Raw genomic sequence first — 25,469 nt, forward strand, 5'->3', positions numbered from 1 at the left:
AGGATAGCGGCCGGGCTAACCCGGCCACCACGTATTGTTTAACCGGGCCCGTTCAAGTAGCGAGCGTCCCGGCCTAGTTCGGCCGCTTCATCTGGCACGAGGTCGGCTGGGTGGCTGACGAAGCGTCGAGCACGGCATCGGTCCGCCATCCATAGCCGGTCTTTTCCTGGTCGTACTTGACGTCTTTGCCATCCGCCTTCACCCACGTGGCGATCACGAGGGGCTGTTGCGCCTGATGATCGGAGGCGCGCATTTCGACGATGCCGTTCAGACTCTGCACCTTCATCCCCTCCATGGCCTTGGCGACCTTGACCGGATCCGTGGATCTGGTCTCCTTCATCGCCTTGCCCAACATTGCGACGGCAGTATAGGCCGCCATTTCGAAGAAATCGTCATCGTATTTTTTCTTGAAGCCGTCCATGACCTGATCGGCTTGCGGCGGATTGTCCTTGCTGTTCGGCCCCATATAACCGACATAGCGGACGTGCCCGGCACCCGCCGCCCCCATCGCCGTCGGCACGCCGGTGGTGGATGCATAGTAAGTATAGTAATTCGCCGTCACGCCTGCGTCCTTGCCCGCTTTAATGAGCAACGCCAGATCGCTGCCCCAGTTGCCGGTAATCACGGTATCGGCGCCCGATGCCTTGATCTTGCTCGCATACGGCGAGAAATCCTTGACCTGTGCTAACGGGTGAAAATCGTCACCCACGATCTGGATGTCCGGACGCTTGCGTTTGAGATACTCCTGCGCGGTGCGCGACACATCATGACCGAAGGAGTAATCCTGATCGATCAGGTAGACCTTCTTGACGTTCGGATCCTTGGCGAGAAAGGTGGTCAATGCTTCCATCTTCATGTCGGCGTTGGCATCGAAACGGAAGTGCCAATAGTCGCACTTGCTATTGGTCATGGCCGGATCTACCGCAGCAAAATTCAGGTAGATGATCTCCTTGCCGGGATTGCGCGCATTGTACTTGGACACCGCATCTTCGAGCGCGAGGCCCACGGACGAACCGTTACCCTGCGCGATATAGCGGATGCCCTGATCGGCTGCCTCGTTCAGAAGCGTCAGACTCTGTTGCGGCGAAAGCTTGTTGTCGAACGGGACCATTTCGAATTTCTGACCGCCGGCCCAGTCCTGCTGGTTAGCGATCTCGGTCACGTATTGCCAGCTCTTCAGTTCGTTGTTGCCTAGCGAACCCATCAAACCCGAGAGCGTGTCGATATACGCAACCTTGACGGTGTCCGCCAACGCAGCACCCGAAGCCATCACCATGAAAACCGTTGCGCCAGCCAACACAGAACGCATCTTCTTCATTCAGTTGTCTCCTACGATTTTGAAACCGATTTTATATCCCAGGTATAACTAAGCATATGAACACGCGGATCACACGAGGACATTTGCGCGTGCGCGATGAGACGGTGGAGGCGGTGTTGCTGAGGCGGGTGAACGAGAACGGCTGACCGACATGCTTCGTCTCTCCATGCCAATTGAAAGCATTTCAATTGACGAAGTGATGCGCGTCTAACAGGGCGTGGCTATCGGGATTCAACATACAATTTCGCACGACCGTTCGGAGCGTGTCAACGGGCAAACCACGCAAATAGTGCTTCCAGCAGGGCTTAGCCGGGAAAACACCTAGTGCGGTTATCGACGAAAAAATGAATGAGCGTGCTTTTATTTACACGACAGAAACGCGTACGTATGATCGTCGAGCCATCAGAATCGGGCACACCGGGACTCGCGGAGACAACACCTCATGACATGGCTTGACGCATTGCTGAACGAACCCTTCGTCTGCATTACAGATATGATCCGCCGCTTCGCGATCGAGCGTGGCGACCACGCTGCCTTGATCTGCAACGACGAGCGCGTCACGTACGCTGAACTGGACGCGAGGGTCGACCGTTTTGCCGCCGCACTTCAGCGCGACGGGCTCAAGCCTGGCGACGCGATTGCGCTGTGCGCGACGGCATCGGTTGAATACGTCGTGGCGTTTCTCGGCGGCCTGCGGGCAGGCGCAGCGGTAGCGCCGCTCGCGCCATCGTCGAGCGCGTCAAGCCTTGTCAGCATGATCGTCAACTCAGGTGCGCAGATGCTGTTTCTGGACGCGGAGGTCAAGAGTCTGCTTGGGCCGGTCGCCGGCGAGATCAGCGTCACAGCCGTTGCACTTGACGGGCATCCTGGCAGCATCGGGCTTCAGACGTGGCTCGCGTCCGCGGGCACAACACCCTCGTCCGTGACGATCGAGCCGGCGTGGCCATTCAACATCATCTATTCGTCCGGCACGACCGGTACGCCGAAAGGCATCGTGCAGTCGCACGGCATGCGCTGGGCCTACGCGCAGCGCAGCATCGAACGCGGCTATGGGCCGGATGCCACGACGCTGATCTCGACTCCGCTGTACTCCAACACCACGCTCGTGAGTTTCATGCCGACGCTCACGGTCGGCGGCACGGTCGTACTGATGCCGAAGTTCGACACGACACGCTACCTGATACTCGCGCAGCAGCATCGTGTGACGCACACGATGCTCGTCCCGATTCAGTATCAGCGCCTGATGGCGCACCCCGACTTCGACCGCTACGATCTGTCCAGTTTTGAGGCGAAGTTCTGTACCAGCGCGCCGTTCGCAGCCAGCGTGAAGGCCGACGTGGTGTGGCGCTGGCCCGGCAAACTGACCGAATACTACGGCATGACGGAAGGCGGTGGCTCATGTCAACTCGAGGCACATGCATGCCCCGACAAACTGCACACGGTCGGCAAGCCCGTGGAAGGCCACGATGTCCGCCTGATCAACGAGTTGGGCAACGAAGTGGCGCAAGGAGAAATCGGTGAAATCGTCGGCCATTCGCCGGCCATGATGACCGGCTATTACCGGCAACCGGAAAAGACCGCCGAGGCGGAATGGTACGACCCGAGCGGCAAGCGCTTCATCCGCACCGGCGATATGGGGCGCTTCGACGAAGACGGTTTTCTGACGCTTCTCGATCGCAAGAAGGACATGATCATTTCGGGCGGCTTCAACGTGTACCCAAGTGATCTGGAGACCGAACTACGGGTGCATCCGGACGTGGCGGATGCCGCCGTGGTCGGGGCGCCGTCCGAGCAATGGGGCGAAACGCCGGTGGCATTCGTCGTGTGCCGGCCACAAGCGACGCTCGATGAGAATACGTTATTGGCGTGGATCAATGCGCGTCTGGGGAAAATGCAGCGCCTCTCTGCGCTCAGGTTCATTGATGCATTGCCGCGCAGCCCGATCGGCAAGGTGTTGAAACGGGAATTGCGCGAGCAATTTCGTTTCGATCGTTAAGATGCCAAAATAACTCGCGACGCTTTCGAATGAGAAAGCGCCGCCATCTCCCATTGCCGCTCAGGTTTTGAAAACCCGGCGCGGCTTCATGCCTACATTCCCAGGTTAGATGCGATAGCCAGGCTTGGGCAGTAATGCGTTGCGCTCAAATAGGCCGTTTGCTGTGAGCGAACACCGGCCGCGCTAGAGGTCGGCGGATCGATGAACACTTGTGCATTGTTCGATCCAGCGGGCGCGGTCAGCGTCATCGTCACTTTCCACCAGTTGCCCGACTTCACAGCGGTGAGCGAACTCGCCTGTCCCGCACCCCATGTGCCTCGCACGATAGCGCCTGTGTTCGTATTGAGAACCCAGCCAAATTCCGTGCCACTCGGGTCATCGGTCTGGATCGATCCGCCCGGGAACACCGTAGCATTGGTGGTTGCAAGAACGTAGTCACTGAAGCTATACGACTGGCCGCCCTGAACCCGGATGATCTCGCGAATGTTCGACACGGATGAGCCGTTCGTACTGGTAACCGTAGCGGCGCCTCTGTTCACTCCAGAGATATCGGTTGCGGGCACGGCGGTACCGCCATTTTGTTGGGCCCATGCGTCCGGCGTAGCGAGACTCAACGGCGAGTCGATCAGGTTGTTGGCATAGCAGGCAGCCGTGGCCTTATCGGCCGGCGGCCCATAAAAGCCGGCAATGCTTGTTTGGATGGCGTTATCGGTCGTATCGGAGGTTGCCTTGGTGATCACGGCGCCTTCGAAGAACTGCACGGGAGCCGCGCTGCCATCGCCGCCTTCGCCCAGCGACAAACCACCTTGCCATTGGCCATTGAACGCATGGCCCGCATCGTTGCCAAAGTTGTAGGCTTCTGGAGGCGCCCCGTCATAGGTCGCAGTCAGTACATTCTGCGAGGACGACCCGTCTTTGACAGCGAAGATATTGGACGCGGTCACTGGCGAGTATTTGGACAGCACCGTGACGAACTTGTCCTTCGGCGGCTGCTGCGGTCCGTAGAGATAAACGCCCGCTTCCGCATCGACGCCCGGCCAGTTGGTATCGAGTGCATTGCATACCGGATCCTTTACGGTGAGCGGTTGACTCGAATCGCCGTCGCAATAGCCAAACGTCGCGGCGTTACCGTTCGAAAACGCCAGCCCAAACATTTCGCCTTCGATCTCTCCGTGCGCGTAGGTGCTGGGGTTAGCACTGCTCTCCATATTTCCGTACGTCCCGCAGCAGGTCGAGGACTGACTATAATGCGCGCCTGCGACCATATATTCGGCGATTTCGCTGTCACCGATCGACTGGTTCACCGTGCCAAAGCGATTGCGATACGCCTGTCCCGCCAGTGTGCCTAACGCCGGAATCTGGGCGCCTTGCAGCGGCACGAAAGCCAGTTTTGCTGGCGTGCCCGAAAGCGCCGGCAAGTCATTACCAATCGATATCTGCTCGGTCGGCGACTGCGCGGTGAGCGCGGTCGGAGGCTGTAGCAATTGAACGGTCAATGGCGCGCTTCCGGGCAGCGTGATCGTCGCGAAGCCGTTCAGGACCGGAACCGTCCTCGCCTGGTGCGCCGCTGAACTGGTGCCCGGCACGGTCAGAGACTCCGTTCCGTCCGCATTGAGCGTGAGAGTGGCCGCCACATTGCCGAACGCACCGCCCTTGAGCGGCGCAACGAGGTCAATCTGGTCGTAGAGGTACGTGACGGAGCAAGTGGTGTTGTTGCAGAAAGCGTCCGTGCTGTTGACATTGGTCGAGCCAATCAGCGTGCGGTCGGCGCCGTGCGGCAAGTTGGCCGACGTATAGGGATACACGTTCAGTGTTGTATTGTCAGACGCCCGTTGAATCTGAAACAGCGGCCCCTTGTAGTTTCGGGTCAGCAAGCGGGTAACGCTGTGCGCTGCGGAGCACGGCGTGTTAGCCGTTGCAGCGACGTCGCAAGGTAGAGGAGTCGCTGACGCCTCTTCTGCAGATGCACTGTCATTCGATGGGGTTGACTGCGCGGCAGCCGCCGCTGGCGCCACGCTTGTGTTCGCCACGCCTGCGGCCTGGGACGTCCCGCTACTGCCTCCATCGCATGCAGCAAGTGCGACAGTCATTGCCAACAAGACGGAAATTAATCCCACTCCTCTGGACATCATGACCTCCTCCTGTAAACCAAGTATCGGATTAGATTTAAAACATTTAGTTATCCAAACTTTTCGACACAGAATCGTCACTGATCAAGCAAGTATTCGTCGAAACTGTCAGTCACTCACGGCGGGTTGGAAGATGGACTACGGGGTGGCGTAACGCGCCCTCCTGGGCGCGTTACGCCTAGAAATGGTTTCGATCTTTGGGTAGAGCGCGCGGCAGTGGGATGCCCCGCTCGGTAATAATATTAGTCAATATTATCGCCGAACCTTCTAGGGATAATCCCTATGCGCAAATAAAGAGATGATCTGGTGATGACGCCATATGGTCATATGCTGGGAGGTGCCACGCGCCGGAAAATATTATCGCTAATATGATCTTTCATAATCAATACAGAATTAGTTACCTGCGACTTGTCCGGCACGCGTAACCGTTGCCTCTTCCGAGGGCAAGCGGGTGTCAGTCTGCCAAGGCCTGAATCACGTCCTCGGATTGCCGCACGAGGCCCAACCGCGGAAAAATGAAATTCACCGACGCGTCGTGATGCTCGGTTGATCCGCAACTCATCGCATCCTCGGCCAGCACCAGCGAATAACCCAGTTCATAGGCCGCACGCGCGGTCGACTCGACCCCGATGTTGGTGGAAATTCCGCCCAGCACAATGGTGTTGACACCACGGCGACGCAGTTGCAAATCCAGCTCCGTGCCAAAGAACGCGTTCCACTGACGCTTCGTAATCTTGAGATCGTGCTCGGCGACTTCGAGCGCTTCGGGGTAGTCCCACCACGTGGACGGAAGGCCGCCGGCCGGCAATGTCGCCGGTTGGTCGACGGGCTGCTTCAGGGCATCACCGAAGTCAGCGCTCCAGCCCACGCGCACCAGCACGACCGGTGCGTTGAGCTCCCGGAAGCGCCTGGCCAGCTTCGCTGAGGACGCCAGCACTGCCTCGGCGCTGCGGGGCGCCTTACCGAAACCCAGGATGCCGTGTTGCAGGTCGATCAGAACGAGTGCCGTGGTTTTGGGGTCAAGTTTCTGCAGCATTTTTGCCTTCCGTTGAAGTTGATGAGCCAAAGGTGTATTGTGAGGCTCGTCTCACATTCGAATTTTATGAGTATGTCCTCACAAAAGTCAACGGGAACATTGCGGGTCGAAAGCGGGCAAGCGAATCAGGTCAAAGCTCCCCGGCGCGCGCGTGGACACGCGCGCGTCGCGGCGCTGCTGGAGGCAGCGGGCGTCGAATTCGCGGAGAAAGGCTATGAAGCGGCCACCATGACGGCGATTGCCGCTCGCGCAGGAGCATCGATTGGCTCGCTGTATCAGTTTTTTCCCACCAAGGATCAGATCGCGGGGGCGTTGATAGAAAGCTACGTGAATCTGCTCACCGAGACGTTCCACAAGCTACGCGAGACCGCTCCGTCTCTGGAATTACCGTTGCTTGCGAGCCGGTTGACGAAGACCTTTGTGAAGTTCCGCGCTGGCCATCCTGCATTCGCAGTTCTGGCTGAAACCTACAGCGACGTTCTGCCTGGGGCGATGACCATCCGCGAACGTCTGCGCGGAGAGATCGCGTCCGTGCTCGCCGCGGTGGCGCCGCAACTGCTGCCTGCGGAGATCGCCGTTCGTGCCGTCGTGATCCAGCAGATCATGAAAGCCGCCGTCGCGGTGAATAGCGACAACGCCATCAGCAGCCGCAAAGCGGTGATGGACGAGCTCGAATGCCTCATGCTGCATTACCTGCGCGGGGCGATCCAGCACGGCGCCCCGCACACCGTCACTGCTTCATAAGTCGCCAGAGCGTCGTACGCCCGATCCCGAGCGCGCGACTCGCCGCGGCGCGATTGCCGCCGTGTTGTTCGAGCGCGCGCTGTACCGCGTCGCGAGTCACAGGCACGGGTGGCACATTGGCGGCACTCACCCCGGTCACCGCAACAACCGCATTCGCACCATTAGCACCATTTTCATTGCCGCCCATCGCGACAGATGGCGCATGCATGCGGTCAAACTCCGGAAAAACGTCCCGCAGATCCTGCCATGCGCCGCTCGCCGCGTCGCTCAGATAAATCGCCGCTCGTGCGATGAGATTCTCGAGTTCACGCACGTTGCCCGGCCACGCGTAGTGTTCGAACAGCGGCGTCAGGAATTCAAGCACACGCTTCGCAGCCGTGCCAGGCAGCCCGTACTGCGCCGCGCTGCGCGCGAGCAGATGCCTCGCCAGTTCCGGTATATCGCTGCGCCGCTGACGCAAAGGCGGTAGCTCGATCTGCAACAGATTCAGCCGGAAATACAGATCGGCGCGAAACAGCCCTTGCTCGACGAGCGCATGCAGATCGCGATGTGTCGCGGCAATCACGCGCACATCGATCGGCGTCGCGCGGCCCGAGCCGAGCTTCATCACTTCGCGCTCCTGCAGCACGCGCAGCAAACGGCTTTGCGACGCCGCTGGCATTTCGCCGATTTCGTCGAGAAAGATCGTCCCCGTATGCGCGATTTCGAAGAGCCCTGGTTTGCCGCCGCGCCTGGCGCCGGTGAACGCCCCCTCCTCGTGGCCGAACAGTTCGCTTTCGATCAACCCTTCCGGCAGCGCCGCGCAATTGAAGCCGACGAACGGATTGCCGCGCCGGCGGCTCGCGTTGTGTATGCCTTGCGCGACCAGTTCTTTGCCGGTGCCGCTTTCGCCGGTCAGCAGCACGGTTGCGTCGTGGGCGGCCCCGGCCCGCGCAAGCCGGCGCACTCGCTCGAGCGCGGGCGAGGCGCCGGTGAGATCGTCGAGACGGTGCCGTGCCACCAGATGCTTTGGCCGCTGGATGGTGCGCAACGAGCGATCGATACGCTGCGCGACCAAGGCGTCCTGCACCGTCACCACGGATCCTGACCGCAAGCCCTGTTCGACGATGGGCATGCAATTGACGATTAGCGCACGGCCGTCGATCTGTTCGATACGTTCGTCGACTGGCGCACCGGTGTCGAGCGTTTCGCGCAGCAGCGGACCGACCGCTTTCGCCAGTTGCGACGGCAGATCGTGCGCGCGGTCGAGTCCGAGCAGATCGAGCATGGCCGGATTGACCGCTTCGAGTTGACCGGCGTCATCGAAAGCCGCGACGCCGTCGCGCAGATGCGCGACGATCGTGTTCAGCCGCACGCGCTTTGACTCCTTCTGCCGGCTCACGCGCGCCAGTTCGATGGATCGCTCGAACGCTTCTTCGACCGCCCCGAGCGAGTAGAGAAACACGCTATGCAGCCCGCTGCGTTGCGCGAGATCGCACGCCATGCCTGGGCCGATGATGACCGTGCAACCCTGCGCCGCGAGCGTCTCGACGGCCACGTGAACTTCGTCGATCGAGCGGTACGCGCGCTGTTTCAACGCGACGTTCAGCCACGCGCTGAGGTCGGTCAGTTCCTTTGAGACCGTTTCATGGAGCACGAGACCGATCGACGCGCCCGGCCACATCGTGATGGCCTGGGTGATCGCGCTCAGCACGTCGAAGCCGTTCACCTTGACCATCACGACCGGCACACCCAGGTTGTCGCGCAGATAGGCGCCGTTCGAGCCGGCGGCCAGCACGACGTCCACGGTCCCCGCATCGACATAAGGCTGTAGGGCGCTCACGGCCGCGCCGTATCCCTCGCGCACGGAGAAGAACTTCGCGCGCTCCGTATAGCGCGGCGCAACGGTTTCGCACAACGTGGTCAGCCGGCTGATGCTCACAAGCGCGATGCACGGGCGGTTCTGGTTCGGACTGAGGCTTGCGGGTGTTGACACGATGGCATCTCCGGCCACGAATGGAACGTCATTGAAACGTTCCACGAAACATATGAAACATTGTCGCACGAACGCTGCCACTCTGCCGGTTGACCGTAAGCTCATGAATTTGAAAGTGAAACGGAAAGGCGCACGGTTGGCATACTTAGTGCATCTGTCGTCACTTTCAGACACCTATCCCGGAGATACCGCCATGCCCACTTCATCCACTGCTCGCCGCGCAGCGTTTCGCGCCAAGGTCGAAGAACGCAACGGACTGCTCGTGCCCGGCGCATTCAATGCAATGAGCGCACGCGTCATCGAGGATGCCGGCTTCGAAGCGCTGTATCTGACGGGCGCCGGCGTGACCAACATGTCGCTCGGCTTGCCCGATCTCGGTTTCGTCGGCCTGCACGAAATCGCCGAACACACCGCACGGGTCCGCGACGCGGTCGAGCTGCCGCTGATCGTCGACGCCGACACCGGTTTCGGCAACGCGCTCAATGTGCGCCATACCGTGCGCACGCTCGAGCGCAGCGGCGCTGACGCGATCCAGTTCGAAGACCAGGTGATGCCGAAAAAGTGCGGTCATTTCTCCGGCAAGGAAGTAGTCGCGACGGGCGAGATGCTCGGCAAGATCCACGCAGCCGTCGACGCACGTGAGGATCACAATCTGCTGATCATCGCGCGCACCGATGCAGCCGCCGTGCATGGGATCGACGACGCGATCGAGCGCGGTCACCGCTTCATTGAAGCGGGCGCAGACATTCTGTTTATCGAAGCAACCGAATCGCTCGCCGACATCGAGCGTTTGCCCAAGCTGATCGACGCGCCGCAGTTGATCAATCTCGTGATCGGCGGGAAGACGCCGACGCAGCCGCGCGAAACGCTCGGCAAGCTCGGCTACGCGATCGTGCTATATGCCAACGCCGCGCTGCAAGGTGCGGTGCTCGGTATGCAGCGAGCGCTCGGTACGCTCCGCGAGAATGGCCGGCTGGACGAAGACGCCACGCTCGTCGCACCGTTTAGCGAGCGGCAACGGCTCGTCAACAAGCCCTTATACGACCAGCTCGACCGGCAATACGCAGCAAAGGAAAAATAAGCGCCAACGCGAGTCCCGGCGATGCGGCCGGGTTCGTCGCACCGCACTTCGCTGTAAGGCCAGCGGTCAAGATCTGTAGTCTGGCGGGTTGACTGCTGGCTCGTGACCGCGCCTGCAGCCGCGGAGACTCAACGTCCAACGAACATGTCCCGGTAAGCGCCGTAAATGGACAGCAGCGGCACGGCCGTCAGTAGTGGCGTCAGCACGAGGGCACGCAACACCAGCGGAACCATGGGTGCCATGAGCACGACCACCGTCAGGGCTGCTAAGTACGTGATCGTCACCGACCAGTTGCGCATCACACCGCTCAAACTGGCGACCATCGCCCTGTGCGGGTTCATGTCGTGCAGCATGACGAGTGCTGGAGCAAAGCAAGTCGCTGCGATCGCGACCACGCAGACCGAGACGCCCAGCAATCCTTCGAGCGCGCCGTGCTCACCACCATAACTGATCGACACGTTGTGAACGCTGGCCGCGGTGACTGAGACGTTCAGCGCGACGTGGAAGGCTGCGAACAGGACCGCGTGCCCTATCGCGACGATCGCCACGCCGTACAGCGCGATCATGCACAGCGCGTTACCGTGCCGCGCCAGCGCGGCGAACGTGTCGCGCAGCGAGACGGATTGGCCCCCGCTGGCGCCGTTTTGCACGAACATCAGCCCACCCACCACGAGCGGTGCCAGCAGCACCGCCAGTGGACGCAGCAGCGGCAGAAATCCCAGCAGAGTCGCGAAATCCGCACAGGCCAGCAACACGCCGAGCCACAGTACAGGCTGCATGCGCAAGGCGCGTACGCCGCTCGTCAGCCAACTGACCATACGCAGGGGATCAACGTCGCCCGCTCCGGAAAAAGGCAGTGGCGATGCACGATGGAGACGCTCTGGCTCAGAAACGTCGCGCGGATAATCGATGTTCATGACGGTTTCCTTAGTAGAAGATAAAAACCGCTATCCGTACCCCGACGAATAACGTCTCCGGTGCCTTGGGATCCGGACATCGCTGCTGCCTTTCCCAGCCCGCGCGAGATCGTCCTGGCTTGCTGTTACTGCTAATCTACGGACCATTGCGGACAAAGGTTGTCCGCATCTACGGAGACCATCGCCGAATGTTGGAAAACTCGACGAGGCTGCTGCGTCTGCTGGGCATGCTGAGAAGCGCCGCATCGTGGCACGGCGCCGTGCTGGCCGAGCGCCTTGGCATCACCGAGCGGACTGTGCGGCGCGACGTCGACCACTTGCGAGGTCTGGGCTACCGGATCAGCGCGACGCCCGGCCCGGACGGCGGCTATAGCCTGGAAGCGGGGACGACCTTGCCGCCATTGCTGTTCGAGGAAGACGAAGCGCTCGCAGTCTCGTTGGCGCTCCGGACGCTAGCCGCCAGCGGCGTGCAGGGAATGGAAGAGTCGGCGCTCGCCGCCCTGGTCAAGCTGGATCATTTGATGCCTCCAAGGCATCACCGCAAGGCGCGGACGTTCTTCGCCTCGATTCAGAAGCTGGCTCAGGCAGGACCCAAGGTCGATCCAGCCGTCCTGTCCACGATTGCGGGCGCATGTGCCGACCGCGAGGCATTGCAATTTCATTACATGGATGGCCGGGCGAGGCCAAGCCAGCGTACGGTCGAGCCCCATGGCCTCGTCAATACGGAATCGCGGTGGTATCTCGTGGCCTGGGACTGTGGCCGGACGGACTGGCGCACGTTCCGCGTCGATCGGGTCGTGCCGCCGATTTCAACGGGGCCCCGTTTCGAGCCGCGCCCCGGCCCGGACAAGGGCGATCTGGCCGCCTATGTCTCCCGTTCGATTTCGACGGCGGCCTACCCGGTACGCGCCAAAGTGATCCTTCACGCGCCGATGCCGGCGCTTGCCCAGAGCATCTGCCCACTCGATGCCCAGTTGGCGGCGCTCGATTCGCAGCGCTGCGTCGCTCACACCGGCGCGCATTCCGTACACACGATTGCAGCCTGGCTGTGCACGCTGGAAATCGAATTCGAGGTGGTCGAGCCTCCCGAACTGGTGGAATTTCTGCGAGGCATGAACGCGCGCATCCATCAGGCTTTGGGACGGTCCGAACACTCGCGCAGTGCGCGCGCTGAGACGAAGTGAGGCGCCTCTCCCCGCTCAAAGCGGCGCCACGCTCCAAAAATCCCAGAGCGTTTTCAGCTTGAAGTTTCCGATGAGAAAATCGCTGCGTGCGGCGCCGAAGTCCGCTGACTTGCAAAGCGGCTGTGCGGGCCTGTGCAGGCCTGTGCAGGCCTGTGCAGGCAATAGCAAGGCCGGGCGCTGACTCTCGTGCTGGCCTGTCCATACCGGCAAAAGGTGCGCAGGTTCGCCCCAATGTTATGATCGGAAACATTGCACGCCATGAGGCGCGCATCTGCCCCTACACCCCATGGATACCCATCTCACCAAATCCGCCGAACCCTCCACATCGGATCTGGGCCGGCGCGTACGCGCCGCGCGCCAGGCACAGGACCTGACGCTGGAAACGGCGAGCCGCCTGTGCGGTGTGTCGCGTTCGACCTTATCGAAAGTGGAAAACGGCCTGATGTCGCCCACTTTCGACGTGCTGCAAAAAATCGTGCTGGGCCTGAAGATCGAAATTGGCGAGTTGTTCGGTTCCACACCAAAAGTCAGCGCCGGTGGCCGCCGTGCCTTGACTCGCAAGGATGCCGGTCAACGCCATGCATACCGCGGCTATCAGATGGAACTGCTTGCCACCGACCTGGCCCACAAGGCCATGCTGCCGTTTCGCATTCGCATCTCGGCCCACACGCTCGATGCGTTCGACGACTGGGGACGCCACGAAGGCGAAGAGTTTCTCTACGTCATCAGCGGTAGTGTGTGTCTGTACTCCGAACTGTATGCGCCCACGCACCTGAATGCGGGGGACAGCATCTATTTCGACAGCCGTACCGGACACGCCGCGGTCTCCACCAGCGACGAAGACGCCGAAGTGTTATGGATGGCCACCAGCGCGGATATTCCGCAAGTGCCGGCCGAGGCATCGAAGAAGTAGGCAGGCGCGAAACGGCTCGATCCGCATGCGTTTTCTGTCACGCTGCAAACTGCGGCGCCGAGGACGTCACACCGCGCGCCACCAACGCCCGCTGCGCCAGTTGCGCGATATGCAGCGCGTGACGTCCCGTCCCCTGTTCGATCTGCTCACGGCAACTAAAGCCGTTGGTCAGCACGATGGTTTGAGCCGCCGCGTCACGAATGGCCGGGAACAGTTTGTCTTCGCCGATCTTTTCGGACAACGCATGATGTTCCGCGTTGAAGCCGAAGGAACCGGCCATCCCGCAGCAGCCCGTGTCGAGCAGTTTCCACTTCACCCCCAGCCGCTCCAGCAGCGCCGTGTCGCCTTGCATGCCGAACAATGCCTTCTGATGGCAATGACCGTGCACGACGACTTCGGCATCGAGCTTCGGCCAGTCGAACGGTTCGCGCACCACGAAATCGGAAAACAGGAAGGTCTGCACTGACAGGCGTTTCGCCTGGGCGTGATCGGGCAACTGCTTGAGCAGTTCGTCCTTGAAAACCGACAGGCAACCGGGTTCGAGACCGACCAAGGGAACGCCTGCGGCGATATCGTCGGCGAGCTCGTCGAGCACATTCACCAGCAACTCCCGCGCACGCTCGAGCAGGCCGAAGTCATATAGCGGGCGCCCACAGCACAAACGCTTCTTTGGCAGCACGACTTGCCAGCCGAGTTGCCTCAACACGTCGGCGGCCGCCTCTGCGATGTCCGGCGAGAAATGATCGCTGAATGTATCGACCCAGAGAATGACTTTGCGACGAGTTGGATCAGGCGCGCGAGACTGAGTGCCATCCTCTCTCGCCGCGCGCCGTGCCATGTCCCGATACGTCTGCCGCGCGAACTTCGGCAATGCACGTGTTTGCGCCACACCCGCAAGCCACTTGCCGAATGGCGCAAAACCCGGCGCAGACATCATGAAATTGGTCAGACGCGGAAACCGCGCGGCCAGTGGCGCCCATTCGCCAATCCGGCCCATGAACATCGCCTGTCGCGGTCTGCGATTTTTTTCGTAGTAATGCGAAAGAAACTCCGCCTTGTACGATGCCATGTCCGTATGCGTCGGACAGTCGGACTTGCAGCCCTTGCAGGCGAGGCACGTGTCGAGCGCTTCCTTGACTTCGCGGCTCTGCCAACCATCTGTGATGACCTCGCCTTGCAGCATCTCCCAGAACAGATGCGCGCGGCCTCGGGTCGAATATTTTTCCTCGCGTGTGGCCCGGTAGCTGGGGCACATGGTCCCGCCTTCGAGCGAGCGGCACTTGCCCATGCCGATACAGCGTTCGACAGCGCGCTGGAAACCATCGCCTTCCTGGCTCGCGAACGTCAGCCTCGTCTGCAGGTTCACCGTCTGATACGCTGGCCCCATGCGCAGGTTCTCGTCGGCGCGGTATGCATGCACCACCTTGCCGGGATTGAGACGGTTGGATAGATCCCAGATCGCCTTGAATTGCTCCATGGCCTGCATCAATTCCGGGCCATACATGATGGGCAAAAACTCGGCCTTCGCCTGGCCGTCGCCATGTTCGCCGGAGAGCGATCCGCCGAACTCGACCACCAGTTCCGCCGCTTCGCGCAGAAAACGGCGCCACGTCGCGATGCCTTCCGCCGTGCGCAGATCGAAGGTGATGCGGGCATGCACGCAGCCATCGCCGAAATGTCCGTACAAGCTCGTTTCGTAGCCGTAACGGTCGACCATCGCCTGAAACGCGCGCAGATAGTCGCCTAGCCGCAAAGGATCGACCGCTGCGTCTTCCCAACCCACTACCGGATCCGGCCGCGCAGGATCAATCGACAACGCCACCGCCGACGCGCCCGTCTCGCGAATCGACCACACTTTCGCCTGCAACGCGCGCGCTTCGACGACCACCATCGAGACATCGGCGCCCGCTGCGCCCGACGCGAAATGCCGAGCCGCCGCGCGCGCCGCGCTCACGGCCTCGTCGTGCGTATCTGCGCCGAATTCGAGCACGACCCACGCATCGCCTGCGGGCAACAGCGCGATCTCCTCCTGTTTCAGCCCGCGGGCCTGCAGGCCGCGAATGATCGCGCGGTCGAGCCCTTCGATCGCAATCGGTCCGCACTGCATGAAATGCGGCACCGCATCGGCGGCCGTGAAAATATCCGTGAAGCCAAGCACCAGCAGCACGCGTTTCGCAGGGCTCTTCACGAGCCGCACTTTCGCCTGCAAGGTGATCGCACACGTGCCTTCCGTGCCCACCAGCGCTCGCGCGACATTGAAGCCGTTTTCCGGCAGCAGTTGATCGAGATTGAAGCCCGACACACGCCGCTTGATCTGCGGAAACTTTGCACGGATCAGATCGGCATAGGTGTCACGCAACGCTTTTAGCGCGGCATAGATTTCGCCCTGACGGCCGCCCGCCGCAATGATGCGTTCGAGTTCACTATCGGAAGTTGGACCGGCCCAGAAGCGCGCGCCGTCATACGTGACGACTTCGAGGGCCTCGATATTCTCGACCGTCTTGCCGGCCATCACCGAATGCGCGCCGCACGAATTGTTGCCGATCATGCCGCCGAGCGTGCAGCGGCTGTGCGTGGCCGGATCCGGTGCAAACGTGAGGCCATGCTGCTCCGCCGCGTCGCGCAGCGTGTCGCACACCACGCCCGGTTCGACGATCGCCGTGCGCGCCGCCGGGTCCACCGAGACAACGCGATTCACGTACTTGCTGGCATCCGCGACCACCGCGACATTCACGCACTGACCGTTCTGCGACGTACCGCCGCCGCGCGGCAGAAACGGCACGTCGTTGCGCCGGCACACGGCCACGGTGGCGAGCAGATCGTCGACATCGACGGGGACGACCACGGCCAGCGGAACCTGCCGGTAGTTCGAGGCATCGGCGGCATACAGCGCCTTCGACGCCTGATCGAAGCGCACTTCGCCGCGCACATGCTGGCGCAGATCGGCTTCGAGCGAGCGCATCACCGCCGTCGTGCCGCGAAACGGCGTGGCGACACGGCGAGCCTCCGGCGTGAGCGCGCCGTACGCGGAGCCATCCGCGGCTTCGGGTGCGCCCTGCGTGCCGTGAATGCCGTGCGTGCCGTGCGTGCCCTGCGTGTCGGCATCCGCTACGGACGTTGCCTCAGCGGCCTTGAACCGCGCTTCACCGGTTGACGATTCCACCTCGACGACACCTCCCGCAAATGATCCTGGCACGCTCAGGCAGCTTGACCGGCAGTCATCTTGAAGATTCCCTGGGCATTGCCGGCGTCGAAGCGCAGGTCCGTTTCCCAACGGCGTGTGTCCTGATCGAACGTGCGCTTGCGCGTGATGAACTCATAGAACGAACCCGGCACGTCACGCGTCACGAGGCTGCCATCGGCCGCGCGAAACTCGCGTGTCACGATGTCCGCACGATACGCGGTCTGGAACACGCGCCCCGAACGCGAACGTTCGACTTCCGGTTTCATCGGACGGCCCTTGGCTTTTTCATCGTCCGAAAGCTGGAATACGTCGGCGACGCGGTCGGTTGCATGATTGAACGCGTTACCTTCGGTGGCGATCCACGCCATTTCCGCCGACTCCTTCAACAATACTTCGTAATCCGCCTCGCGGGGAATCTCATGTTGCCGCGCGAACGCACTGACGATCACCGGCAGCAGTTCATGCGCCGCGTCGAGCGGCAACACGCCTTCGCGCTCGAGCTCCCACAGCTGAGCGGTGGCGAGGGATGTCAACGGATCGCGCGACGTGCCGACCACCTGGGTCACCGCCTGTTGAAACTCCGCCGAGAAACGCTCGGGATGCAATTCGCTCACGAAAAACTGGGAGATTTCGTCGGGCGCATCGTCATGCGCCCACGCGCGGCCCGTCATGCCGAGCCGATCCAGCGGATAGCGGCCGTTGATGCGAAAACCGAGCGGTCGCAGGATGCGTGCAAACGCGGCTTCGCCCGGCGGCAGCGCACCATTCTGCGCCCAGCGCACGGTACGAAGCGCGCCATGGTCGAAGTGGACACTGCCGCCCGCAGCCAGCGCATCCTGAGTGTAGGCCCGGCCATTTGCCGAGCGCGCCAGCAGGTCTTCGAACAGCACCATGTTCAGCGCCTGCGCGAGTTCGGCACGCGTGACGACACCCGGCTCCCATTCATTGAGCACTTGCGGATGATTCAGCGTCTTGAACAGCGCCGCGGTATTTCCGGCACCGAGCAGTTTCAGCAGCAGTTGTTCGACATTGGCATTTCGTATGGTTCTCAGGTTCTGCATGGATTTTCTCAGGAGGGCGGGCCGCGCAAATGTTGGGGAGGTGCGCCCGCGCTGCGTCAGGGCGCAAGGGCAGGCATAGTCTGGACGCGATTATTCAAATTTCCGGCTGTCCCGTAAAGCGAGATAAAATTCAGACTTGATGCGTTTTCGGAATTAACGTGCGAAAGTTCAAGATTCCCAACATGGGCGCCCTGCTGGCTTTCGAGGCTGCGGCGCGGCATGAAAGCTTCACTCACGCGGCACGCGAACTCTTCCTCACCGAAAGCGCGGTGTCGCGCCAGATCAATACGCTGGAGAGCAATCTCGGCGTGCGCCTGTTCGTGCGGGTCAAACAGCGTGTGGTGCTGACCAGGGCCGGCAAGGTCTACAGCGCGCAGGTACGCCGTGCGCTGGAGGGGCTCGACCGCGACACGCTGTCGATCGTTGCGCATGGCAGCGGCGGCGGCTATCTGGAACTGGCCGCGCTGCCCACCTTCGCTTCGCACTGGCTGATTCCGCGCATGGGCGAGTTCAACGCCCGCTATCCGGACGTGCGCGTGAACATGGGCGTGCGCACCGGCACCTTTACTTTCGCCGAGACCCACTTCGAAGCGGCGATCCACTACGGCAAACCAACCTGGCCCGGCACATCCGCCGATTTTCTGTTCCGCGAGGAAGTCGTTCCGGTTTGCGCGGCGAGCCTGCTGACAGCACCGGTCGCGACGCCGGCCGATCTGCTCGACTATCCGCTGCTGCACTCGACGACGCGGCCCGACGGTTGGGCAAACTGGTTCGACAAGCTAGGCGTGGACGATAACCGCACGATGCAGGGCGTGCGCTACGAACTGCATACGATGCTGATTAGCGGCGCGGCGGCGGGTCTGGGCATCGCGCTGGTACCCCGGTTCTTCGTGGATGCGCAGTTGGAACGGCTCGGGCTGGTCATCCCCTTCGACGCCCCGGCGCTTGCCGAGGCGGCTTACTACCTCGTGTATCCCACCGAACTCAGCCATGGCAGGCCGCTCGCCAGCTTCCGAGAATGGCTGCTCGCGCAGTCCGCCGCGTATGGGCTGGCTAATCCGGTGCTGGGCAGCGAGGCGGACGACGATTGAGATCGCGCGCTCAACGCGCCTGGGCGAGCGCGCTCAGGTTGCCTTCGCCGAAACCATGGTGCCCCTTGCGCTGCACGATCTCGAAGAAGATCTCGCCCGCACGGCGCCGCACGAAGGTCTGAAAAAACAGCAGCGGCACGCCGTCGGCGCCAATCTCGCCGTCCACCAGGATTCGGCCGCGCTTGAGTTGCCCGATATCGAGACCATGCCCCGGCAGCCGCGCGTCGAGCTGGTCGTAATAGCGCGGCGGCGGCTCGACGAGTTCGATGCCGTTAGCCATCAGCTGGTCGACGGTGGAAAAGATGTCAGCGGTGGCTAGCGCGATGTGCTGCACGCCCTCGCCCGGATGATCCGGCAGATATTCGTGCATCAGACTCGTGCGGCGCGTGCCTTCCTCGTAGAGCGGAACGCGGATCGCACCACAGGGTGACACCATCACGCGCGACTCGGCCGAGACATGCCAGTTCGCGTGCAATTCGTGAATTTCGCGGAAATTCAGCAGGTCGCGATAGAAATCGAGCCATTCCTGCATGCGGCCCGCGCCGACCGTTTGCGTCAGATGATCGATCGCCAGTAGCCCCGTGCCCGCGTGGCTCAGATCGGCCTGCGCCGTGTCGATCTTGATGGGCCGGAAATCGATGTCGAAGATCGAGATGTCGCCTACGCCTCCGCGCTGGCCACCGCGGCCGCGCCAGCGATCGACGAAGTAAATGTGCGAATCGCCAATGCCCTGGATAGACGGGATCACCAGTTCGCCCTTGCCGATCTTCTCGCCTTCGAACGCCCATGCCCCGAGTTCGATCGCGCGATCAAACGCCCGCGGCGCATCGGCCACGCGGATACCCACCGCGCAGATGCCCACGCCGTATTCCTCTGCGTAACGCGCGGCGAACGAATCCGGCTCGGCGTTGAGCAGGAAATTCATCTCGCCCTGACGATACAGCGTGACGTCCTTGCTGATATGCCGGGCAATGGCCTTGAAGCCGAGTTGTTCGAGGGTTTGCCCGAGCCCCTGCGGATCGCGCGCGGCGAATTCCACGAACTCCAGGCCAGCGGTGCCGAGCGGATTGTGCTCCGGGTCCGATACGGCGCGCATGGCGGCGCTCGGGGTGGGCAGGTCGCTGGGCATGGCATTCTCCTTGATCATACGTTCCGACGCTCTTCCTGATGTTGTACGCAGGCCAGTGCAATTACGCAACGTCGCAACGCCTCATGGAGGCGACGCCACGCGGACACCGGCTAGCGCTTTCGCACCGTGTTTGTACACCGGAGAAGCCGCCGCCCGCAACTGCATTTTGTACTGAACGGTTCATTCCCACGAGCGGCCTGCAGCGGCGGCGCATTGATCCGCCTCAAGCGCGACTTGCGGCGGCGCCGCATCGATCCGTCTCAAGCCGGCGCTTTGCGTGAGCGTTTGTGCGCCTTGGCCGGCGCGGCGGTCACCGCGGAAGCCGCCATCCGTTGCCGCGCGACGATACGCAGCGTGTCGATCAACGCCAACCCCACCGGCGACGGCTGCGTGTCCGAGCGCCGGATCAGGCCGACCGGTTCGCCGGTGCCCGCAAACGGCAGCGGCAAACGGACGAGCATGCCGTGTGCCAACTCATATTCGACCGCACTTTGCGGCACGAACCAGACCGCATCGTTCTCGAGCGCCAACGCCCGCCCGGTGGACACCGAAAGCACCTCGACGAAAGCCGAGAGCGGCGGCACGCCCCAAGCCGCCAGCAGACTGTCCGCGGACTGCCGGATCAGGGTGCCGAACGGCGGCACGACCACCGTGAAGCCTTCGAGCAACGCCGCCGGCAGCCCCGCGCTCTCCGCCAGCGGATGCCCGGCGCGCACCACGGCGATCAGCGGCTCGTTGAACAGTTGCTCGAAGCTGAGTCCAACCATGCGCTCCGGATCGGCCAGACGCCCCACGGCAAATTCGATGCTGCCCGCTTTCAGGCGTTCCAGCAGCTCCGGATTGGCGCCGGTTGCCAGCCGCACGATCACGCGCGGCCACTGAGCGGCGAACAGCTTGAGCACCGGCGGCACCAGCGCGCTCGCGACAGTCGGCAGAATGCCGATCTCCAGCGTGGCCGAAGCCGCCCCTTCCGCTCGCGCCAGCAGATCGACGCCTTGCCGCAGCGCGCTGACACAGGCGCTGGCGTGCGGCATGAAAAGCTGCCCTTCGCGTGTGATCACCGCGCCGTGGCGGCCCCGCTCGAACAACCTGACGCCGAGGATGGCCTCCAGCTCGGCCACCGTCTTGGAGACGGCCGGCTGGGTAATGGACAGGCTCTCCGCCGCCCGCTGGACCCCGCCGAACTGCGCGACGGCCAGAAAGCACTGGAGATGACGGAATTTGACGCGGCTATCCGCGAGGCTTCGTTGCATAACAACAGGTTATACGAAATGCGCGAAAACGTCATTTTTCATAACTTCTTGGATTGGTTAAAGTCCACCCATCCCCGGTTATTTCAAAATTCATCCAAGGAGACACCGCATGGACGAGTCCATCCTCACTCCGCGCGACTTCGAGTCGCATCCCGCGTACGTTCATCCCGGCTACGGTTCGTCCGTGAAGCGCGGGCCGACCCGCCCGCTGATTCCGCTAAAGGAAAAGCTGCGCGACCAGCGCGTGCCGGTGTATGGCAGCGAAGACCTCGGCGCACTCGATAACGACCTGACGCGCAACGCCGCACGCAATGGCGAGCCGCTCGGCGAGCGCATCATCGTGACGGGTCGTGTACTCGACGAGGGCGGCCGCCCGGTGCGCAATACGCTGGTTGAAGTCTGGCAAGCCAATGCGGCGGGCCGTTACGTTCACAAGGCCGACCAGCACGATGCGCCGCTCGATCCGAACTTCCTCGGCGCGGGACGCTGCCTGACCGATAACGAGGGCCGCTATCGCTTTTTGACGATCAAGCCGGGCGCGTATCCGTGGGGCAATCATCCGAATGCATGGCGTCCGAATCACATTCACTTCTCGCTGTTCGGCGACCACTTCGGTTCGCGACTCGTAACGCAGATGTATTTCCCCGGCGACCCGCTTCTAGCCTTCGATCCGATTTTCCAGGGCACGCCCGAGCATGCACGCGAGCGTCTCATTTCGCGTTTCTCGCTGGATACGACGCAGGAAGCCTACGCGCTCGGCTACGATTTCGACATCGTGCTGCGCGGCCCGAACGAAACTCCGATGGAGCGCTAAGCCATGACCGCACTCAAACAAACGCCTTCGCAAACGGTTGGACCGTACTTCGCGTATGGCCTGTGTCCTGAGCAATACAACTTCGATCTGAAGAGCCTCTTTACTGCTGCAGTTGCGGATTACGAAGCGGCTGGCGAGCATATTTCGATTGTCGGCCAGGTGTTCGACGGTGACGGCAACGTGATCGGCGACGCGATGATCGAGGTATCCCAACTGGATAGCCAGGGACGCTACCCGGCCTCGCGGGCTGAAGTGGAAGCCAGCGGATTCCGAGGCTTTGCACGGGTTGGCACCGGGACAGATCCGCAGAAGCGCTTTATCGTCGAGACGGTGAAGCCGGGCCGCGCTTCCGCGAACGAAGCGCCGCATCTGAATGTGATCGTGACGATGCGTGGGATGTTGCTGCATACGTTCACGCGAATTTACTTCGACGACGAGGCGGCGGCAAATGCAAGCGATCCGGTGCTGGCTGAGGTGCCGGCAGAGCGGCGCGCAACCTTGATTGCACGGCGTGAGCCTGGAACCAGCAAGACGGTTTACCGGTTTGATATTCGCATGCAAGGCAAGCAGGAAACCGTGTTCTTCGATTTGTAAGCGTTTTCACGGCGGTTTCACATTCGCGCGATATCATGCCTGCTCGCAACGCGGCTTGATTGCGAACTCCGAGTACTTCCGAGTACATTAGGCCCGCGTTTAGCGGGCTTTTTTTCGTTTTAATAGGGCCGGACGTCGCCGACAACTTGCAGCGTGTTGCCCTTTACCTCGATCTTCACCGGATCGGTCTTTTTCCACTGCTTCTTTGGGACAACCAATTTGCAGGTCGAGTCCTTTCCCGCGCTCCGAAAAAACGCCACGACGCCGACGAATTCCGCTTCGCGATTCATGGGTTCACTGATACTGGCGCTCGTATCCGGACGTAGCACAACGTCATGGGTCGCCAGCAGATCCGGTTTCAGCGCATCAAGGTCGTTCGTCTGCAACTGCGCGTAATCGAGTTGCTGGAATGCTTGCGGCGTTTTCAACTGATAGATCCGCACTACCGTCGACAACGATTGTCCCGCGCCGGTCGTATTCAACGACGCCCGGCCGATCAGATCGAGGTTCATCTTTTTGACCTGCGTAGTGAACGCCCATCGGGCTGCGTCCACGGTGCTGTCACTGACTGCCTGACCGACGCCGCATCCTGAAACCACCAGAATAGCCAGCGCTGCAGCGCCCATCCCGAGTGCTCGCCTCATCCGCTTGATCCTCTTTCTGTTCTCTGTTTGCCATGCGTGGCTCGCAGCATTACTGTTTGAAATGCTGTGTGGCAGTGTCCCGCATGCTGCCCCCAGTCCATTCGCCTAGTTGAACGCGGATCATCGGGGCCGCGTCAGCTTGCGCGGCCGTGGTGAACAGGTTCAGCGTCGCGTACAACCCAAGGAAGCGGTTCAGCATCCCGCCAAACCGTTCGACGTCGCCGTCGCCGGCGAACGGGTTGCTGTCGAGCGTCACCTCGATCCCGACACCGCGCTGTAGTCCGCCCTTGACCCGCTTTTGCAGCAGCCGGTGCTGCACATCGGTGATCGCGTCGATGCGGCGTTTGTTCAGTTCTCCTTCGGTCCAGTCGTACAGCGCCAACGAGCCGCGCAGGATTTCCGCGTTCAGAAGCGACAGGTAATTCGGCGCGAGATGCGACAGGTAATTCGGCGCGAGATGCGACAGGACGCGCCACTGAAAAAGGTCGCCGGTTGGCGGATACACCGGCGGCGTCGGCGCAGTGAGATTGCGCACCGCGCCGATGTTCGTGAAGCCGCTGCGCATGCGGGTGATGCCCGCTTCACGCAGCGCCTTGCGCGGTAACATCCCGTTTGTGCCCGTCACCGTCAGCGACAGCGTCTCCTTCGGCAGCGTTGCCTGATGCTCCCAGGCGTGGTCACCCAGGACCACCCACGTGTCGAACCGTCCCGATGGTCCGCGTCGTACGCGCGTGTGGAAGTAGCGCTCGGGCCTTTCGTGGCGCAGCATGCCGCCGCGATGACGGAATGACGCGAACGGTGCGTATTCGAAGCGCCGACCCGACCCGGCCTCGAGGCCCTGAATGGTATCGACCGAATACACGTCCACATGGTCCCCGTGCTGCTGGCTCGCATGGACACGGTAGTCAGTTTCGAACTGGATAGCGACGATCGGGTCCGCTTCCAGCTGAAACAGGTTGATGATCGGCGTACGGAACAGGCGCACGTTTTCTGCGGAGAAACGCATGTCGTCCGGATAGGGTTTCGCCAGAACGACTTCGATCTCGCCACGCAGACTTTCATGTCGGTGCAGGACAACATCCAGCGTATCCTGAACACCCGTCGCAACGGGCTCGCGCATCTGCCCGACTACGGACTCGACGATCTGTCGGAAATCTATCGCCATCTGCCCTCGTCTGCGCACAAACTCAGGAGAGCGATCGAAACGACCCTGCTCAAGCACGAGCCGCGCCTGGAAGCGCTCGATATCGTCATCGAAGACACCGAGCCCGGCATGCTGCTTAGCTTCACGATGAGCTGCCAGCTGCGTCAAGCCGGGCTCGTACGGTTCGGTACGCACTTCACGCCCGATGGCCAAACGCGGCTCAAGATGCTGAACGCCAAACGGCATCGTGACTGACGTGCGCCGCAATGGCTCCACAACACCCATGGAGATCCAGAGATGAAGATGATGGCACTGAAAGGTAACCGCACCACCACAGGCGGCTATGTACTCGACGGCGACGAGACCTGCCTGGACAACGGGCAACCGACGGCCCGTCACATGGGCTTAGCCTCGTGCGAACGCTGCGGAAAAACGGGGCCGATGTTCGGCACGGCAAATTCCTTCGGCATCGGCAACGCACGAGGGGTGCTCGATGGAGACATCGTCATGTGCGATTGTCCGCAGGGCACTAACCGGGTCATTGCTCGCTCGACCGTGTTTTACCGGGAGTAGCGTCCCGAGCGGAGCCCGTTTCGCAATCGGCTCTGCCCCACCTCACCCCAGCGGCCGAACCCCAATCAACCATCCGTGCAGCCAGAAACCAAACACAATCCAGGCCACCGCTCCGCCCAGCACTGCGACTCCATCCTTAGCCCACGTCCCCGCCGGATAAACCGAGCCTAAGGCCGAATCCCGCCGCCGTGCAGCGCGATAAGCCAGCACAGCCCAAACGAGGAAAGCCGCGAACAGGATGACCGCGTTCAGGGTCCCATTCGCCAGCAAATGCGCGAGTGCCCACACTGCCGCACTGAGCGCCATCGGATGATGAACCCAGCCCTTGAAGTGATTTCGAGGAACGTAAGCGGCAATAAAAAGAATAAAAGCAATCAGCGTCAACAGCCCGGCAAGATGAGGAGCCCAAACCGGTGGCGTCCAGAGCACGACCGGATCGCGCCGCGCGATCCCGTAGCCCCAGATGGTGAGCACCAATCCCACCGCGGAGACCGTTGCGTACCCACCTTTCCAGCCCATCTCACCTATCCGGCCGATCTGTCGCGTGCGCCACGAGTCCGCGAAGATTCGCACCGAATGCGCGCCCAGAAAAATCACCAACCCCAGTACTAGCACCGACATGGCAAGCTCCTCGCGACGGGTGTCGACCAACCGCCGCGATTGTCGCTCAAGATACGGGTCCTGCCAAT

At 61.8% G+C, this 25,469-nt stretch carries 21 protein-coding genes and 1 pseudogene; 10 read left to right on the forward strand and 12 right to left on the reverse strand.

What is annotated here, in order from left to right; genetic code table 11:
* Window positions 1-73: 73 nt before the first annotated feature.
* Window positions 74-1,318, reverse strand: a complete 1,245-nt coding sequence (locus P3T43_RS31690) for a branched-chain amino acid ABC transporter substrate-binding protein (RefSeq protein WP_429284948.1) — start codon at window positions 1,316-1,318, stop codon at window positions 74-76.
* Window positions 1,319-1,760: 442 nt separating this feature from the next.
* Here P3T43_RS31690 and P3T43_RS31695 point away from each other — a divergent pair, with 442 nt between their 5' ends.
* Window positions 1,761-3,314 (forward strand): class I adenylate-forming enzyme family protein, encoded by a 1,554-nt coding sequence (locus P3T43_RS31695; RefSeq protein ID WP_429284949.1) that lies wholly within the window; start codon window positions 1,761-1,763, stop codon window positions 3,312-3,314.
* Between the two features lie 92 nt (window positions 3,315-3,406).
* Here P3T43_RS31695 and P3T43_RS31700 read toward each other — a convergent pair whose 3' ends face one another.
* Window positions 3,407-5,524: an arabinofuranosidase catalytic domain-containing protein gene (locus tag P3T43_RS31700; RefSeq protein WP_429284950.1), complete on the reverse strand. Its 2,118-nt coding sequence runs from the start codon at window positions 5,522-5,524 to the stop codon at window positions 3,407-3,409.
* 373 nt (window positions 5,525-5,897) lie between these two features.
* Complete coding sequence (locus P3T43_RS31705; RefSeq protein ID WP_429284951.1) at window positions 5,898-6,479, reverse strand: hydrolase; 582 nt, start codon at window positions 6,477-6,479, stop codon at window positions 5,898-5,900.
* Here P3T43_RS31705 and P3T43_RS31710 point away from each other — a divergent pair.
* On the forward strand, window positions 6,426-7,223 hold the full coding sequence (locus P3T43_RS31710) for a TetR/AcrR family transcriptional regulator (protein WP_429284952.1): 798 nt from the start codon (window positions 6,426-6,428) through the stop codon (window positions 7,221-7,223). The genes P3T43_RS31705 and P3T43_RS31710 overlap by 54 nt on opposite strands.
* Here P3T43_RS31710 and prpR read toward each other — a convergent pair.
* Window positions 7,210-9,198: a propionate catabolism operon regulatory protein PrpR gene (gene prpR / locus P3T43_RS31715; protein ID WP_429284953.1), complete on the reverse strand. Its 1,989-nt coding sequence runs from the start codon at window positions 9,196-9,198 to the stop codon at window positions 7,210-7,212. The two genes, P3T43_RS31710 and prpR, sit on opposite strands and share 14 nt — an antisense overlap.
* A gap of 193 nt (window positions 9,199-9,391) precedes the next feature.
* On the opposite strand from prpR, the gene P3T43_RS31720 reads away from it, so the two are divergent.
* Window positions 9,392-10,279 carry an isocitrate lyase/PEP mutase family protein gene (locus P3T43_RS31720; protein WP_429284954.1) on the forward strand — a complete coding sequence of 296 codons (888 nt, stop codon included), beginning with the start codon at window positions 9,392-9,394 and terminating at the stop codon, window positions 10,277-10,279.
* A gap of 128 nt (window positions 10,280-10,407) precedes the next feature.
* Here the strand turns inward: P3T43_RS31720 and P3T43_RS31725 are convergent, their stop codons facing one another.
* Entirely contained in the window at window positions 10,408-11,196 is a 789-nt protein-coding gene (locus P3T43_RS31725; protein WP_429284955.1) for a BPSS1780 family membrane protein, read from the reverse strand.
* A 188-nt stretch (window positions 11,197-11,384) separates the two neighbouring features.
* Between P3T43_RS31725 and P3T43_RS31730 the strand changes: the two genes are divergently transcribed.
* Window positions 11,385-12,380, forward strand: a complete 996-nt coding sequence (locus tag P3T43_RS31730) for a helix-turn-helix transcriptional regulator (protein WP_429284956.1) — start codon at window positions 11,385-11,387, stop codon at window positions 12,378-12,380.
* A gap of 286 nt (window positions 12,381-12,666) precedes the next feature.
* Window positions 12,667-13,293 (forward strand): helix-turn-helix domain-containing protein, encoded by a 627-nt coding sequence (locus P3T43_RS31735; RefSeq protein ID WP_429284957.1) that lies wholly within the window; start codon window positions 12,667-12,669, stop codon window positions 13,291-13,293.
* Window positions 13,294-13,330: 37 nt separating this feature from the next.
* On the opposite strand, the gene P3T43_RS31740 is transcribed toward P3T43_RS31735, so the two are convergent.
* Window positions 13,331-16,255: an FAD-binding and (Fe-S)-binding domain-containing protein gene (locus P3T43_RS31740; RefSeq protein ID WP_429284991.1), complete on the reverse strand. Its 2,925-nt coding sequence runs from the start codon at window positions 16,253-16,255 to the stop codon at window positions 13,331-13,333.
* A 236-nt stretch (window positions 16,256-16,491) separates the two neighbouring features.
* Entirely contained in the window at window positions 16,492-17,520 is a 1,029-nt protein-coding gene (locus P3T43_RS31745; protein ID WP_429284992.1) for a DUF1338 domain-containing protein, read from the reverse strand.
* A 176-nt stretch (window positions 17,521-17,696) separates the two neighbouring features.
* Between P3T43_RS31745 and P3T43_RS31750 the strand changes: the two genes are divergently transcribed.
* Window positions 17,697-18,629: a LysR substrate-binding domain-containing protein gene (locus P3T43_RS31750; RefSeq protein WP_429284958.1), complete on the forward strand. Its 933-nt coding sequence runs from the start codon at window positions 17,697-17,699 to the stop codon at window positions 18,627-18,629.
* A gap of 10 nt (window positions 18,630-18,639) precedes the next feature.
* Here P3T43_RS31750 and P3T43_RS31755 read toward each other — a convergent pair whose 3' ends face one another.
* Window positions 18,640-19,758 (reverse strand): 4-hydroxyphenylpyruvate dioxygenase family protein, encoded by a 1,119-nt coding sequence (locus tag P3T43_RS31755; protein WP_429284959.1) that lies wholly within the window; start codon window positions 19,756-19,758, stop codon window positions 18,640-18,642.
* Between the two features lie 260 nt (window positions 19,759-20,018).
* Entirely contained in the window at window positions 20,019-21,011 is a 993-nt protein-coding gene (gene pcaQ / locus P3T43_RS31760; RefSeq protein ID WP_429284960.1) for a pca operon transcription factor PcaQ, read from the reverse strand.
* Between the two features lie 109 nt (window positions 21,012-21,120).
* Here pcaQ and pcaH point away from each other — a divergent pair, with 109 nt between their 5' ends.
* Window positions 21,121-21,825 carry a protocatechuate 3,4-dioxygenase subunit beta gene (gene pcaH, locus P3T43_RS31765; RefSeq protein ID WP_429284961.1) on the forward strand — a complete coding sequence of 235 codons (705 nt, stop codon included), beginning with the start codon at window positions 21,121-21,123 and terminating at the stop codon, window positions 21,823-21,825.
* Between the two features lie 3 nt (window positions 21,826-21,828).
* On the forward strand, window positions 21,829-22,419 hold the full coding sequence (gene pcaG, locus P3T43_RS31770) for a protocatechuate 3,4-dioxygenase subunit alpha (protein ID WP_429284962.1): 591 nt from the start codon (window positions 21,829-21,831) through the stop codon (window positions 22,417-22,419).
* Between the two features lie 119 nt (window positions 22,420-22,538).
* Here pcaG and tssJ read toward each other — a convergent pair whose 3' ends face one another.
* Both tssJ and P3T43_RS31780 read right to left on the reverse strand, forming a co-directional pair.
* Window positions 22,539-23,063, reverse strand: coding sequence for a type VI secretion system lipoprotein TssJ (gene tssJ, locus P3T43_RS31775; protein WP_429284963.1), 525 nt, complete (start codon window positions 23,061-23,063; stop codon window positions 22,539-22,541).
* Between the two features lie 151 nt (window positions 23,064-23,214).
* Window positions 23,215-24,108: pseudogene (locus P3T43_RS31780) on the reverse strand (type VI secretion system baseplate subunit TssF); the annotation flags it as partial.
* On the opposite strand from P3T43_RS31780, the gene tssE reads away from it, so the two are divergent.
* Window positions 24,079-24,462, forward strand: coding sequence for a type VI secretion system baseplate subunit TssE (gene tssE / locus P3T43_RS31785; RefSeq protein WP_429284993.1), 384 nt, complete (start codon window positions 24,079-24,081; stop codon window positions 24,460-24,462). The pseudogene P3T43_RS31780 and the gene tssE sit on opposite strands and share 30 nt — an antisense overlap.
* A 42-nt stretch (window positions 24,463-24,504) precedes the next feature.
* Complete coding sequence (locus P3T43_RS31790) at window positions 24,505-24,780, forward strand: PAAR domain-containing protein (RefSeq protein ID WP_429284964.1); 276 nt, start codon at window positions 24,505-24,507, stop codon at window positions 24,778-24,780.
* A gap of 42 nt (window positions 24,781-24,822) precedes the next feature.
* On the opposite strand, the gene P3T43_RS31795 is transcribed toward P3T43_RS31790, so the two are convergent.
* A complete protein-coding gene (locus P3T43_RS31795) occupies window positions 24,823-25,401 on the reverse strand; it encodes an NnrU family protein (protein ID WP_429284994.1) in 579 nt (192 codons plus the stop codon).
* Between the last annotated feature and the right edge of the window lie 68 nt (window positions 25,402-25,469).

The organism is Paraburkholderia sp. GAS41 (assembly GCF_050436545.1).
Taxonomy (GTDB): domain Bacteria; phylum Pseudomonadota; class Gammaproteobacteria; order Burkholderiales; family Burkholderiaceae; genus Paraburkholderia.